Source organism: Providencia sp. (assembly GCF_040396775.1).
Classification (GTDB): domain Bacteria; phylum Pseudomonadota; class Gammaproteobacteria; order Enterobacterales; family Enterobacteriaceae; genus Providencia.
The window spans coordinates 30,572-46,462 of record NZ_JBEBNT010000023.1; the positions used below are offsets into that span (position 1 = coordinate 30,572).

Annotated in this window: 10 protein-coding genes; 6 read left to right on the forward strand and 4 right to left on the reverse strand. The window is 43.8% G+C overall.

What is annotated here, in order from left to right; genetic code table 11:
• The first annotated feature begins 4 nt into the window (after positions 1–4).
• Positions 5–2,446, forward strand: coding sequence for a bifunctional aspartate kinase/homoserine dehydrogenase II (locus ABWP91_RS17875; protein WP_353244375.1), 2,442 nt, complete (start codon positions 5–7; stop codon positions 2,444–2,446).
• Between the two features lie 403 nt (positions 2,447–2,849).
• A complete protein-coding gene (gene ppc / locus ABWP91_RS17880; RefSeq protein WP_353244376.1) occupies positions 2,850–5,489 on the forward strand; it encodes a phosphoenolpyruvate carboxylase in 2,640 nt (879 codons plus the stop codon).
• Positions 5,490–5,575: 86 nt separating this feature from the next.
• Here ppc and gadC read toward each other — a convergent pair whose 3' ends face one another.
• Complete coding sequence (gene gadC, locus ABWP91_RS17885; RefSeq protein WP_353244377.1) at positions 5,576–7,123, reverse strand: glutamate/gamma-aminobutyrate antiporter; 1,548 nt, start codon at positions 7,121–7,123, stop codon at positions 5,576–5,578.
• Between the two features lie 101 nt (positions 7,124–7,224).
• Complete coding sequence (gad, locus tag ABWP91_RS17890; protein WP_353244378.1) at positions 7,225–8,625, reverse strand: glutamate decarboxylase; 1,401 nt, start codon at positions 8,623–8,625, stop codon at positions 7,225–7,227.
• A gap of 669 nt (positions 8,626–9,294) precedes the next feature.
• On the opposite strand from gad, the gene ABWP91_RS17895 reads away from it, so the two are divergent.
• Positions 9,295–10,359 carry a linear amide C-N hydrolase gene (locus tag ABWP91_RS17895; RefSeq protein WP_353244379.1) on the forward strand — a complete coding sequence of 355 codons (1,065 nt, stop codon included), beginning with the start codon at positions 9,295–9,297 and terminating at the stop codon, positions 10,357–10,359.
• Positions 10,360–10,426: 67 nt separating this feature from the next.
• Here ABWP91_RS17895 and metF read toward each other — a convergent pair whose 3' ends face one another.
• Both metF and argE read right to left on the reverse strand, forming a co-directional pair.
• On the reverse strand, positions 10,427–11,311 hold the full coding sequence (gene metF / locus ABWP91_RS17900) for a methylenetetrahydrofolate reductase (RefSeq protein ID WP_353244380.1): 885 nt from the start codon (positions 11,309–11,311) through the stop codon (positions 10,427–10,429).
• A 230-nt stretch (positions 11,312–11,541) separates the two neighbouring features.
• Complete coding sequence (gene argE, locus ABWP91_RS17905; protein WP_353244381.1) at positions 11,542–12,696, reverse strand: acetylornithine deacetylase; 1,155 nt, start codon at positions 12,694–12,696, stop codon at positions 11,542–11,544.
• Between the two features lie 102 nt (positions 12,697–12,798).
• Here argE and argC point away from each other — a divergent pair, with 102 nt between their 5' ends.
• The 3 genes from argC to ABWP91_RS17920 are packed head-to-tail and all read left to right on the forward strand — an operon-like array spanning position 12,799 to position 15,857.
• The gene (argC, locus tag ABWP91_RS17910; protein ID WP_353244382.1) at positions 12,799–13,803 is read left to right on the forward strand and encodes an N-acetyl-gamma-glutamyl-phosphate reductase; all 1,005 of its coding nucleotides are present in this window, start codon (positions 12,799–12,801) and stop codon (positions 13,801–13,803) included.
• A gap of 12 nt (positions 13,804–13,815) precedes the next feature.
• Entirely contained in the window at positions 13,816–14,592 is a 777-nt protein-coding gene (gene argB, locus ABWP91_RS17915) for an acetylglutamate kinase (RefSeq protein ID WP_353244383.1), read from the forward strand.
• Between the two features lie 44 nt (positions 14,593–14,636).
• Positions 14,637–15,857, forward strand: a complete 1,221-nt coding sequence (locus ABWP91_RS17920; protein WP_353244384.1) for an argininosuccinate synthase — start codon at positions 14,637–14,639, stop codon at positions 15,855–15,857.
• Positions 15,858–15,891: the final 34 nt, after the last annotated feature.

Here is a 15,891-nt window from a genome sequence, read left to right on the forward strand (position 1 = left end):
TTTGATGAGTGTACTAACAGCGGTTGAGGTGGCTCCTTGTCACCGTCAGTTACATAAGTTTGGGGGAAGTAGTCTCGCGGATGCAAAGTGTTACCAGCGAGTCGCGACTATTATGGCAAATTATAGCCAACCCGGTGATTTAATGGTGGTTTCCGCAGCTGGCAGTACAACTAATCAACTGATTAATTGGCTAAAGCTGAGCCAAAGTGATCGCATATCAGCACATCAGGCACAGCAGTCTTTGCGTCGATATCAACTGGATTTAATTGATAGCCTTCTGCCTGAAAAAAAAGCGGAAGTATTGAGCCAGTTATTTATTGAAGATTTAGAGCGCTTAAGCGCATTACTTGACAAACCTATTAACGATGCAACGTATGCCGAAGTTGTCGGGCATGGTGAAATTTGGTCAGCGCGTTTGATGTCAGAAGTGTTAGCACAAACCGAGATGCCAAGTGCATGGTTGGATGCACGTTTATTTCTACGTGCCGAGCGTGCCGCGCAGCCACAAGTTGATGAAATACAGTCACGTTATTTATTACAGCAACAGTTAACGCAATTGCCTAATCGCCGTATTGTTGTGACTGGGTTTATCTCGCGTAATCAACAAGGTGAAACCGTTTTATTGGGGCGCAATGGGAGTGACTACTCTGCGACTCAAGTGGGTGCATTGGCCGATGTGGCGAAAGTAACCATTTGGAGTGATGTTGCTGGGGTGTACAGTGCGGATCCCCGTAAAGTAAAAGACGCGTGTTTGCTGCCTTTATTGCGTCTTGATGAAGCGAGTGAATTAGCGCGACTCGCGGCTCCTGTTCTGCATACGCGCACGTTACAGCCAGTATCGGTAAGCAATATCGATTTACAACTCAGATGCAGCTACCAGCCAGAACAAGGCTCTACCAAAATTGAGCGTGTTTTGGCGTCTGGTGCAGGGGCAAAAATTGTCACCAGTCACGATGACGTGTGCTTAATTGAGCTGCGTATTGCAACAGGTCGCGATTTCAAGCAAATCTGCAAAGATGTGGATTTACTGCTAAAACGTGTTCAGTTACGCCCACTTGCACGGGGAATTCATGATGATCGTGCATTAATTCAGCTGTGCTATACCTCTGAACTTGTTGAAAGTGCACTAAATGTTCTCGAAGAAGCAGTTTTACCGGGGTCATTATCCTTACGGGAAGGCTTTTCATTAGTTGCTTTAGTTGGTGCAGGTGTGTGTAAAAAGCCGCTACATAGTCATCGTTTCTATGAAGAGCTTAAAGGCCAACCTGTCGAATTTATTTGGCACTCTGAAGATGCCATTAGTCTAGTTGCCGTGCTGCGTACTAACCAAACTGAGCACCTGATCCAAGGTATGCACCAAAGCTTGTTCCGCGCAGAAAAGCGTATTGGTTTAGTGTTATTTGGTAAAGGGAATATTGGGGCGCGTTGGTTAGAGCTTTTTGCCGCAGAACAACACAATATCTCTGCCCGTAGTGACTTTGATTTTGTGTTGGCAGGTGTGGTGGATAGTCGCCGTAGTTTATTGAATTATCAAGGTATCGACCCTAGTCGTGCATTGGCGTTCTTCGATGATGAAGCTGTTGAACATGAAGATGATAATTTATTCCTTTGGATGCGTTCTCATCCTTATGATGACCTCGTGGTTCTTGATGTTACTGCCAGTGAAGCATTGGCGGAGAACTATGTGGATTTCGCCAGTTACGGTTTCCATGTGATCAGCGCCAATAAAATCGCTGGGGCGGCACAAACAGAGCAGTACCGCCAAATTCGCGATGCCTTCTCAAAAACAGGTCGTCACTGGTTGTATAATGCAACGGTGGGGGCAGGGTTACCCATCAACTACACCGTGCGTGATTTAAAAGAAAGCGGTGATGGAATATTAGCAATTAGCGGTATTTTTTCGGGAACATTATCTTGGTTATTTTTGCAATTTGATGGTTCTGTACCGTTTAGTGAGCTTGTCGAGCAGGCATGGCAACAGGGCTTAACGGAGCCTGACCCACGCATTGACCTTTCAGGGCAAGACGTGATGCGCAAACTGATTATTCTAGCGCGTGAGGCCGGTTATGATATCGAGCCAGATGAAGTGCGTGTTGAATCATTAGTGCCGAAACAAGCACAGACAGGCTCTTTAGATGAGTTTTTCGAAAATAGCGCCGTTATCAATGAGCAAATGCAGCAACGCTTAGAAGCAGCGCAAGAACTCGGCTTAGTGCTGCGTTATGTTGCGCGGTTTGATGCGGTGAAAGGGAAAGCAAAAGTAGGCGTGGAAGCAGTAAAACCCGACCACCCACTGGCTTCATTATTACCAGGGGATAACGTTTTTGCTATCGAAAGTCGCTGGTACCGTGATAACCCATTAGTGATCCGTGGGCCCGGTGCTGGGCGCGATGTCACCGCTGGGGCAATTCAGTCAGATTTAAACCGACTTTCCCAATTGTTGTAGTGATTTTTTGCGTGTATTGGTGCTCTTATTTTTATACAGAGCGCCAATACATCATGAAATTTTTTAATTCTCACCCTTTTTTCCCTCTTTTTATTCTGATGATTTAATTCTTCAACATTATTCATGTCTTAAAAGTGCTGAATCGACGATATATTGCGCTGAAACAATACTTAAATAAGAAAAATTAATAAAAATAAGGCTGTAATTAAATTTCAGAAAAATCCCCCAAAGCCATTTTTTTCTGATATGAATATACACTCAAGGGTAAATTTAGCGGGCTGCATCACAAAACGACAACTCTAACGCAGCCGACTGAAATTTTGTTACAGGAAACAGGTCGCAGTCTGTTAACCGTGCTTAGTGCGGGGATGCATTCTGCCAGAAGCACAAGGTCAGGAGTCTCATGAATCAGCAATATTCCGCAATGCGCAGTAATGTCAGTATGCTGGGTAAGCTACTCGGCGATACCATCAAGGAAGCACTAGGCGAGGACATACTTGATAAAGTTGAATCCATTCGTAAGCTTTCCAAATCCTCCCGTGCAGGTAATGAAGTTCAGCGCCAAAAGTTGCTGATGACATTGCAAAACCTCTCGAATGATGAATTGCTTCCCGTTGCAAGGGCATTTAATCAATTTTTAAACCTGACTAACGTGGCTGAGCAATACCACAGTATTTCTCCACATGGTGAAGCCGCAAGTAACCCTGTGGCATTGAAAAAATTATTCAGCCGCTTAAAAGACAAAAGCTTTACGGACAATGATATCCAAAAAGCGGTGGAGCAGTTATCCATTGAGCTGGTTTTAACCGCGCATCCCACTGAAATTGCGCGTCGTACACTGATCCACAAATTGGTTGAGGTAAATAATTGTTTATCGCAACTCGACCACGACGATATTGCTGATTATGAACGCAATAATATTATGCGCCGTCTGCGCCAATTAGTGGCTCAATCATGGCATACGGATGAAATCCGTAAAATTCGCCCAACGCCGATTGATGAAGCAAAATGGGGCTTCGCTGTCGTTGAAAATTCGTTGTGGGAAGGTGTCCCAGCATTTTTACGTGAGTTTAATGAGCAACTGGAAGAGTCTATTGGGGCTGTTCTTCCTGTCGAAGCCAACCCAATCCGCTTTACATCATGGATGGGCGGCGACCGTGACGGTAACCCAAATGTGACGGCAGAGGTCACTCGTCACGTTTTGTTATTAAGCCGTTGGAAAGCGGCCGATTTATTCCTGAAAGATATTCAGGTGCTGGTATCTGAGCTGTCCATGACGGAAGCCACGCCTGAATTACGTGCTTTAGCGGGCGGGGATGATGTTGACGAACCGTATCGCCAAATTGCAAAAAACCTGCGCAGCCAATTGTTCTCCACATTGGAATATTTAGAGCGCCGCGTGAAAGGTGAACAAGTTTTGCCGCCAGCAGACCTGTTAACGGATAATGCTCAGTTATGGGATCCGCTATACGCTTGTTATCAATCATTAATTGCCTGCAATATGAAAATTATTGCAAATGGCCAGTTGCTGGATACCTTGCGCCGAATTCGCAGTTTTGGTTTGCAACTGGTGCGCATTGATGTGCGCCAAGAAAGTACGCGCCATACGGATGCAATTGCAGAGCTCACCCAGTATTTAGGGCTGGGCGATTATGCGCAGTGGTCTGAAGAGGAAAAACAACAATTCCTGTTAACGGAATTGCAGTCCCGTCGTCCATTGATCCCACAAGATTGGCAGCCAAGCGCAGAAACCCAAGAAGTATTTGAAACCTGCCGCGTGATCGCGAAAGCGAAGAATGATTCTATCGCAGCCTACGTCATTTCAATGGCAAAAGTGCCTTCAGATGTTTTAGCAGTAAAATTATTGCTCAAAGAAGCGGGTGCTTCTATTCGCCTGCCTGTCGCGCCGTTATTTGAAACCCTTGAGGATTTAAATAACGCTGAAAGCGTCATGACAAAACTGTTAAGCATTGACTGGTATCGTGAGCTTATCGACGACCGTCAAATGGTGATGATTGGCTACTCAGACTCCGCGAAAGATGCGGGTGTGATGGCGGCATCGTGGGCGCAATATCGTGCACAAGATGCATTAATCAAACTGTGTGAAAAAGAAGGCGTGACGCTAACGTTATTCCACGGCCGTGGTGGTACCATTGGGCGCGGCGGTGCGCCAGCACATTCTGCGTTACTGTCCCAACCACCAGGAAGCTTAAAAGGTGGTTTACGTGTGACTGAGCAAGGGGAAATGATCCGCTTTAAGTTCGGTCTACCACAAGTCACTATTAGCAGCCTTGCGCTGTATGCGAGTGCGATTTTAGAAGCGAACCTATTACCACCACCAGAGCCAAAAAATGAGTGGAAGTCCGTTATGGATTCGCTGTCTGATGTGTCTTGCGCGATGTACCGTGATTATGTGCGTGAGCAGCCAGATTTTGTCCCGTATTTTCGCGCTGCAACGCCAGAGCAAGAGCTCGGCAAATTACCATTAGGTTCACGCCCAGCAAAACGTCGCCCGACGGGCGGTGTGGAAACCTTGCGTGCCATTCCATGGATTTTTGCATGGACACAAAACCGCTTAATGTTGCCTGCATGGTTAGGTGCTGGAGCTGCGCTAAAACATGTTATTGAGCAAGAAGGCAAGCAATCTGTGCTTGATGAAATGTGGCAGCAATGGCCGTTCTTTAATACGCGCATCGCGATGTTAGAGATGGTGTATGCCAAGGCTGACCTGTGGCTGGCGGAATATTATGATCACCGTTTAGTGGAAGAGCGTTTATGGCCATTAGGTCAAAAACTGCGTGACCAGTTATCGGATGATATTAAAAGCGTGCTGGCGGTGTCGAAAGATGAAGCGTTAATGGCGGATTTGCCATGGATTGCGGAATCTATCGCTCTGCGTAACGTATATACCGACCCACTTAACGTGTTGCAGGCAGAATTACTGCACCGTTCTCGCCAACAGGAGCACCCAGACCCGCGTGTTGAACAAGCACTGATGGTGACTATTGCGGGTGTGGCGGCAGGGATGCGTAATACGGGTTAGTTTCTTATTGAATTATAAGCAGTGACATGGTTTTATCAGGCCAAAGTAAACCACCCGCAAGCGGGTGGTTTTTTTATATCAGCCTATTATTTCGGAGTGTTCTCTTGGCTATCATGGTGAATTAAATGATAGGTAGAGCGAGCTCTAGGGTGGATAAAAAAGTGATTTTTTGGGGCGTTATGCGCTTTAATATGCACCAGCGAGACAGGGATGGCTTTACCTTGTTTGCTGTGGAATGCGTAAATAACAAACGGCAACAAGAAAATAATCACAAAGCTCACTGCAAGTAGCGTGACATACGTATTATTACTTGTTCCACTCGGGAGCGAGCTAGGCGGGAAGAATGAAACGACGAATGCCAAGATGGAAATAATTAAGCCAATGACAGCCACAAGGACTTTAAAGCTTTTCCCACCTGGAATATTGAATGCACGTTTTTTCTCAGGTTGTTTACACACTAAATGGATATAACCTAAGAACAGCATAAAATAGCTACATAAGTAGATAACAACGGTTAAGGCCAAGGCAATTAAGAAAGACATATTACCGCCGCCACCCGTATTAGTGAGTACAACGATGGCAATCGTGGTAATAAGTAATTGAGAAATCACCAAGGTGACAGGTACCCCATTTTTATTCACTTTTGCAAAACTTTGCGGCAGGATGCCTTTTTGAGCAGCCACATACATCCCTCTTGAAGGCCCAACAATCCATGACGCGATTTCAGCCAATACTCCAAGTAACAGCAATGCTGCGATGATCCGTACTGCCCACTCAAGTGTTGAGTTAAAGTGAGTCACCAAAACGTTAAAGGTTTGTACAACACCTGCGGAGAGGTTGATTTCACTATTTGGGATCACCGCTGCGACAGATAAGCCCCCTATCGAACTTAAACAAATGGCGGCAATCATCAGTAGAAACATCGCTGCGGGATAGTCTCTACCCGGGTTTTTCATTTCATTAACGTGGGTTGCTGATGCCTCTACTCCCATATAACTTAAGATAAAGGCGACAAAAACAACCAATGTTCCTATTTTAGTAAAATCAGGGAAAAAGGTGGAGGTACTGATTTCAATCGCAAGCGGTGCTCCACTAGCTAAATAGCTAACAGCTAAAAACACTAAAATGAGCGCAGGGAGTAAAATACCGGCGAAAAAACCGACTTTTGCAATTGTGGCAGTATATTTTGTCCCACCGAATTGTGTGAAGGCCAAAACCCATAGAATAACCAGTGCACCTATTGTTTTAGTCACAGGATCGGTGTTGAGTTCAGGCCAATTAAGAATGTATGACAGTGCCCCCAACACAAAATACAGCATGGGAATAAAGCCGATTGCAATTTGCAGGTAGCCAAAGGAAATAGCCGCAAATCCCCAGCGTTCACCGAGGGTGTTTGAAACCCAAGCAAAAACGCCACCTTCCTCCCAACCTTCAACTGTCGCCATCTCAGCCGCACAAAGTGCGACAGGAATAAACCACAGCAATCCACCTAATAATAAGAAAAATACCAAACTAAAGCCTGAGGTTGCGAATGTTGGGTATTCGTAGACTGCCATTACCATAGAGGCAGTAATTGCAAAGAAGCCTAACAATGTCAGCTGTTTTGCGGCTGGAGCTGTCGTTGTTGTTGCCATACGAGTTCTCCTTAAATCCAAACATAATCTGCCTGTTTAGCGCAGACCCGAATAGAAGCCAAAGAATATGAATTTCTTTGGCTTAATAGACAAAAAATACATTAACTGTGGTTGAAGCCACCGCCTTCTTCTTCGGTTAGCGGTTTATTAACAGGGTGTTTATCGAAATAATCGAGGGTTCGTTTAAAGTCATCGATAAGCAGCGCCGCTAAGTCTAGGCTCACACCATGACGTACTAAAATACGTTGAACGACTAAGTCTTCACGATTTGCAGGCATTGAATAGGCGGGAACTTGCCAACCACGGCTACGCAGTTTATCTGCAATGTCGTATAAGGAATAGTTGCTGGTGGCTGCACCTTTTTTGAGTTTCCAAGCAAGTGCGGGGATCCCCTGCTGGCTGTCACCATCAAAAATCATTTCAAATGGCCCTAATTTCTCTATTTCACGTGCGAGGAATTGTGCGGTTGCATAACAGGCATTATGAATTTTTGCGTAACCTTCGCGACCCAGCCTGAGGAAATTATAGTATTGCGCAATAATTTGCCCGCCAGGGCGAGAGAAGTTAAGTGCGAAGGTTGGCATGTTGCCACCTAAGTAGTTCACGTTAAAAATCAATTCTTCAGGTAAGTCTTTTGCTTCACGCCAGATTACCCAGCCAGCACCAAGTGGTGCTAAGCCAAATTTATGCCCTGAAGAGTTAATGGATTTTACGCGAGGTAAACGAAAATCCCATTCTAAATCTGGCGCACAAAATGGCGCTAAGAAACCACCACTTGCACCGTCAACGTGAATAGGAATATCAAGCCCCGTTTCTTTTTGTAGTTTATCTAGTGCGTCATGAACGGCTTTTACTGGCTCATATTGGCAGGTAAATGTGACACCTAGCGTTGGCACAACCCCAATAGTATTTTCATCAACCCGTTTTAAGACCTCTTCAGGGCTCATAATGAGGCGATCACCTTCCAATGGTATCTCTCGGAGTTCCACATCGAAGTAGCGAGCAAATTTATGCCAACATACTTGAACGGGTCCGCAAATCATATTTGGTTTATCGGTTGGTTTACCTTGTGCAGCACGTTTTTTACGCCATTGCCATTTTAGTGCCAAGCCGCCCAACATTGCGGCTTCTGAAGAACCAATCGTTGAGCATCCAAGGGTATTTTCTGCATCAGGTGAATGCCAAAGGTCAGCTAACATATGCACACAACGGTTTTCTATTTCAGCTGTTTGAGGGTATTCATCTTTATCTATCATGTTTTTATCAATAGATAAGTCCATGAGATCTCGAATCTCATCATCCACCCATGTTTGGCAAAACGTGGCGAGGTTTTGACGCGAATTACCGTCTAACATTAATTCATCACGCACTGCACTAAATACATTACGCGGGTCTTGTTCTTTTAATGGAAACTTATTCTTCGGTAAAGATTTGGATAATTCGAGTGATGCATAAATATCATCTATTCCACTATGTTTTGAATTTGAAACGTTATTACTCATATCTAAAACCCCTCAATAACTATGTGGTGATTATTTTATGTTGATTTTTGAGCTCAATATTAAATATACGCCAATTTTTGGTTATACCCAAAGCTATAAATTTAAAAAAATAAAATAAATTTGAATTCTAACTTAAAGAGTAATTAGGTGGTGATTGTTTAATATAAGTTTTTAATTAATGTGAAGATTATTAAATATCATTTTCTTTACTTCGTTAATAGGCACTTTGTAAAATTTAATGCTGTTATGTTTATAAAATTAAGCTTTGTTATCCATTTATTTACCTATTTTGTGATTTTTGTTTTATTTGTGTTGGTGCCGTGGATCTGGGAGATTATCCGCTATAGTTTATCTGTATATAAAATTTCATTCATGTTAAAGGTTGTAATAATATTTAAATGATGGTTTTCATGATATTAAAGGTTATTTAAGTTTATTTAAAATAATAACTATAAAATATGATGCTCTAAATGAGATGCCATTTTTAATTATGAGTCGAATATTTCATTATTATTATGTTTGTTCAACCTGATGGAATTTATCGCTTATCGTTGATATGGTTTATTCTCTATTTTGAAAAATGTAGGCTGTGTATAAATTGATAATGATTTTTTATAACACAATGTTATTATAACTAACAAAAATAGATGGTTTATTAAGGAGGGTTGAATGTTAACAAGTGAAGCCCATTATCATGCTTTTGCTTGTACTTCATTGGCAATCACAGATCAAAACAAAAATGTTTATCATGGAAGGACATTAGAGTTTTCATCAGATGAGCCTGAATCAATTTTGACTTATTACCCCAAATCACATGTCTTTCAGAGAAAAGCACCGGATGGTTCGTTGGGTTTAAAATACCGAGTTAAGTATCCTTTTTTGGCAATCACTGCACCGGTGAGTATTATTGGTGCAAGGGATGTGCTTGAAGGCGTAAACTCAGCGGGACTCGCATTTAGCTTAAATATGATAACCGATTCAGAGCTTGCGCCTTTAAGCCCTAAAAAATACGCTAAAGCGGTACCAATAGCATCGATTGGGGAGTGGGCTTTGTCACAATACGCAACGGTGGCAGAGTTAAAAAAAGCAATTCCTAAAACCGCATTTTGGTCGCAAAAGCTCTTATTACTACGCAATATGCCAAGTCCTTTTCATTATGCTTTTTATGATAAAACAGGGGCATGTATTGTGGTTGAGGTCTCGGGTGGTGTTTTACATATCTATGATAACCCAACGCGTTGCATGACTAACGGCCCTGAGTTTCCTTGGCATTTAACGAATCTTAATAATTATACTCAACTATCGAATGTTGATGTGTCATCCAGTACATTGGGTAATATGAAGGTATCACAGCCAGATAGCGGTATTGCACTTGCCGCGGTACCCAATGCGGATACCTCGGTAGGCCGGTTTGTGCGAGCGGTCTATTATTCAACGTATTATCATAAAGTCTCGGACCCTAATGTACAGATGGTTGAGCTAGGGCATGTTATGAACAAGTTTGATCGCCCTAAAAATGCATCAGTGGATCCGTTATTGGGGGAGGATGACATCTTCAAACTGTATTTAACGGAGTTCTCTGTCTGGACGGTACTGACCGACCTTCAAAGGGGAATATTGTTATTTCGGGGTTATAACAACCTTAACTATCAAAAGTTCACGTTAGAGCAGTTTGTTAATGAAAAAGAGCCTGTATTCATTCAGGTAAATATCCCAGACCCAGCTCTGGTTTAACGCTTTCATTATTTAAAAGTAATTCGGTGATAAAACAGCAGTTATATGTTTTATCACCGTGAATTGACTAAGGCCTAACCCCTAAAGTATGGCAGATGGCATAGGTCAGCTCAGAGCGGTTCAGTGTGTAAAAATGGAAATCTTTCACACCTTCGCGGCTGAGGATCTTCACCATATCCATAGCAATGGATGCGCCGACAAGGTTGCGGCTTTCTGGGTCATCATCTAACCCTTCATACATTTTACTCATCCACGCAGGGATGCGCACGTTAGTGAGTTTGGCAAAACGCTCTAATTGGCGGAAGTTGGAAACAGGCAAGATCCCCGGCACAATTTCCACATCAATACCTGTGGCCACACAGCGGTCACGAAAGCGCAAATAGCTTTCAACATCAAAGAAAAATTGGGTAATCGCACGGTTAGCGCCTGCTTCAATTTTCTTTCTTAGGTTAATTAAGTCAGCCTGCGCACTTTTGGCTTCAGGATGAACTTCAGGGTAAGCCGCCACGGAAATATCAAAATCGGCTTCACCTTTTAATAATTCAACCAAATCTGTCGCATACATATCGGGCTTATGGCTGTTATCAGGAAAATCACCCCGTAAGGCAACAATATGGCGAATACCATTATTCCAATAATCACGAGCGATAGATTTTAATTCATCTTTGCTGGCATCAATGCAGGTCAAGTGTGGTGCCGCAATTAAGCCTGTTTTGTCTTTGATATCTTTAATAATGCTATGGGTTCTATCCCGTTCGCCTGAGTTAGCGCCGTAGGTGACAGAGACAAATTTCGGTTTCAGGTTTTTGAGCCGATCGATGGATTTCCAAAGCGTCTGCTCCATCTCTTCACTGCGAGGTGGGAAAAATTCAAATGAAACATTAATTTGTCCATCTAATTCAGCTAAATTTTGATTTAGCGCTTCGCGCTGATTTGCGTGAAAAAAACTCATACCCTGTAACCTCGCAATTTGCAGACTAACTATTATCTTTGTTAATTATTATATCCATGTATGCATCTATACGTTTAGACGTCTAAATAGAAATTACCAGATCGGTATCAATAGTCAATACTTAAATTAAATTATCGCGCTGATGTTTTTTCAGTCAGAACAAGAAAAAAATTCATGATAAAAAACGCGACCCTTTTCAGCGTCGCGTTGATGTGAGTAGATAGTTTGATTTATTCTGTGAAGCAGAAATGCTCAATCATTTGGCTAATTAGCTGGCGGGTAGGCTCAATAAAGCGCATATCGATAAACTCATCGGGTTGATGGGCTTGTTCAATAGAGCCGGGGCCCAGAACTAAAGTTGGGCAAAGCTCTTGAATAAACGGGGCTTCAGTACAGTAGTTTACCGTATCGGCTTTTTGACCCAGCAACTGTTCTATCACCGCCACCATTTTGTGGTCTGTTGGGCATTCATAACCCGGTATCGGTGGATGCATTGACTCAATGGCCAAGCGACCCGGCCATTTAGCCCGAACAGGTTCGAGGGCATCATTTAGTAGCTCATCCAAATCTTGCAATGTCAGCCCCGGTAGTGGGCGAATATCCATATGTAATTCACAGCAACCACAAATACGGTTTGCCGCATCACCGCCATGAATATGACCAAAGTTCATGGTGGGATAGGGGATCACGAAAGCGGGGTTATTAAAACGTTCTTTCAATGTGTTGCGTAGTGTCATTAAATGAGAAATGGATTCATGCATCAGCTCAATGGCATTGACGCCACGTTCAGGGTCACTTGAATGTCCTGATTGCCCCGTAATACGGATAGCGTTAGATAAATGGCCTTTGTGCGCGCGTATCGGTTGTAACGAGGTTGGCTCACCGATGATGGCAAAATCAGGGCGCAGTGCTGTATTCGCCGCAAAGTAACGGGCTCCCGCCATCGAGGTTTCTTCATCAGCGGTAGCAAGAATATGCAGTGGGCGCTTGAGCTTTGCAAGGTCCATGTCGCGTAGCGCATCGACAATAAAAGCAAAGAAGCCTTTCATATCTGCGGTGCCGAGGCCATAAAGTTTGCCATCGTGCTCAGTCAGTTCAAAGGGGTTTTTGCTCCAGCGACCATCATCAAAAGGCACCGTATCGGTATGGCCACATAGCATCAGGCCACCATTACCCTCGCCAATGGAAGCTAGCAAGTTATATTTATCACGTGTTTCCGGTACCGGTTGAATATTGACCGAAAATCCCAGCGTCTCTAACCATCCACCAAGGAGTTCCACAAGGTCTTTATTGCTCTGATCCAAATGAGAATCAGTCGCACTAATCGATGGAGTGGCAATTAATTGACGATAAATCTCAATAAATGCAGGTAATTTAATATTCACTGTTGACAGCCTTAATCCATAATAGTATCAATATTCATGCACTTTATTTGAATAAAAATACACATTAAACTGTTTGGGTCACGAGTACAAGGTAGAAAGCATATGTTGAACACACTCATTATCGGGGCCAGTGGCTATACTGGAGCAGAATTAGCCGCTTATTTGCAACGTCACCCTGAAATTAATCTTCAAGGATTGATGGTATCGAAGCAAAGTGCCGATGCAAATAAACGTTTTTCTGATTTATATCCCCAGTATAAAGGCATCATTGACCTTCCTGTCCAGCCACTCACTGACGTGGCAGAGGCAGCAAAAGGCATTGATGTTGTTTTCCTCGCCACGGCACACGAAGTGAGCCACGACATCGCCCCGCAATTTCTTGAGGCGGGTTGTGTGGTATTCGACTTATCGGGTGCTTACCGGGTTCAAGATCCCGCGTTCTATACCCAATACTATGGCTTTGAACATACAAATACCGAATGGTTAATGCAAGCGGTTTACGGTTTAGCAGAGTGGCAAGCGGATAAAATTCGCCAAGCTCAGTTAATTGCAGTACCAGGCTGCTACCCAACCGTTTCACAACTTGCGTTAAAACCGTTAATTGAAGCCAAGTTATTGGATAGCAGCATGTGGCCAGTTATCAATGCAACCAGTGGTGTGTCAGGGGCAGGACGCAAGGCTTCAATGACAAATAGCTTCTGTGAAGTGAGCTTGCAGCCATACGGTATTTTCACCCATCGCCATCAGCCTGAAATCTCAACACATTTAGGGCAAGAAGTCATTTTCACGCCGCATCTGGGCAATTTTTCAAGAGGGATCCTCGCCACTATCACATGCAAGGTGAACGCGGGTGTCACGGCAGAGAAAATTGGTGAAACGTTTAAAGAAGCGTATCAAAACAAACCATTGGTGCGTTTATATGATAAAGGCGTTCCTGCATTGAAATCTGTCGTCGGTACGCCATTTTGTGATATCGGTTATGTATTGAAAGGGGAACACCTGATTTTAGTCGGTACAGAAGATAACCTACTAAAAGGTGCCGCGGCGCAAGCTGTACAGTGCATGAATATTCGTTTTGGTTTCAATGAAACCCTGTCATTACTTTAATAAGGACAAACCATGCAACCCTTAGTGATTAAATTGGGCGGTGTGTTACTGGATAGTACTGAAGCGTTAGAAAAACTCTTTACCGCCATTCAAACATACCGCCAAGCGCATCAACGTGAGCTGGTGATTGTCCATGGTGGTGGCTGCTTAGTTGATGAATTAATGCAGAAATTGCAACTTCCCGTTGTAAAGAAGCAGGGGCTACGGGTAACACCTGCGGATCAAATCGACATTATTACGGGGGCTTTAGCGGGGACGGCAAATAAAACCTTACTGGCATGGAGCATTAAACACCAATTACCCGCAGTGGGGTTATCACTTGGTGATGGGCAAAGTGCGGTTGTTACACAGTTGAATGACGAGCTCGGTCATGTTGGGAATGCAAAACCGGGTGATGCCAAGCTCTTGAAATTGCTTCTTGGCGCGGGGTATTTGCCAATCATCAGTTCTATTGGTATCACCACAGAAGGTGAGCTAATGAATGTGAACGCAGACCAAGCCGCAACTGCGGTAGCCCAAGCACTCAATGCCGATCTGGTTTTATTGTCGGATGTGAGTGGCATTTTAGATGGCAAAGGCCAAAAAATTGATGAAATGACGACGCAAAAAGCGCAGAAACTCATCGACCAAGGAATTATTACAGATGGAATGATTGTGAAGGTGAATGCTGCGTTAGACGCGGCTAACGCACTGCAACGCTCCGTCGATATTGCAAGTTGGCGTCACGCTGAACAACTTCCTGAGCTGTTTAATGGAACAGCAATCGGAACTCGGATCTTGGCATCGTAATCGAGCCATATACATAAAAAATTAATTGAGCGGATAGGTACGTTATGAAAAAGGGCATTAAAAAGATTGTATTAGCATACTCAGGCGGTCTGGATACATCGGCAATTATTCCATGGTTGAAAGAAAACTATGACGGTTGTGAAGTGGTCGCATTCGTTGCCGATGTGGGGCAAGACAGAGAAGATCTAGTCGGTGTTGAGAAAAAAGCACTGCAATCTGGCGCATCAGAGTGCTACGTCGTTGATTTACGTGAAGAGTTTATCAAGGAATACATCTATCCAGTACTAAAAACGGGTGCATTATATGAAGGCAGCTATTTATTAGGTACATCAATGGCTCGCCCAATTATTGCGAAGGCACAAGTTGAAATCGCATTAAAAGTCGGTGCGGATGCCGTTGCTCACGGCGCAACAGGTAAAGGAAACGACCAAGTACGTTTCGAAAGCACCTATACGGCGTTAGCACCACAACTGCAAGTGGTTGCACCATGGCGTGAGTGGGATTTGCGTTCTCGTGAAGCACTGCTTGATTACCTGAAAGAACGTAATATTCCAACAACCGCTAGCCTTGAAAAAATTTACAGCCGTGATGAAAACGCATGGCACATTTCCACTGAAGGTGGTGTATTAGAAAGCACATGGAATGCAGCTAACCAAGATTGCTGGGTATGGACTGTTGATCCGCAAGATGCGCCAGATGAAGCAGAACTGGTGACTGTTGGTGTGAAACAAGGTGAAGTGGTTTCTGTTAATGGTAAAACATTGTCTCCATTGGGTTGTTTAGAAACACTGAACACATTAGGTGCGAAACACGGGGTGGGTCGTATTGATATCGTTGAAAACCGTTTAGTGGGGATGAAATCTCGCGGCTGCTATGAAACCCCGGGAGGCACCATCATGATGGCTGCGCTGCGTGGGATTGAGCAATTAGTGTTAGACCGTGATAGCTACAAATGGCGTGAACAATTAGGCTTAGAAATGTCATACGTTGTTTATGACGGTCGTTGGTTCGCTCCATTACGTCATTCATTACAAGCGGCGGCGGAATCCTTAGCACAGGATGTCACGGGTGAAGTGGTACTGAAACTGTATAAAGGCCAAGTCACCGCTATCCAGAAAAAAGCGGATAAGAGCTTGTACTCTGAAGAGTTCGCGACATTTGGTGAAGATGAAGTTTATGACCACAGCCATGCTGGTGGGTTTATCCGTCTTTATTCCCTGTCTTCTCGTATTCGTGCGTTGAAAGAACAAAACAAAGCAAAATAAAGTCAATCGTAGTAACCCGACAGCCATATTGCTG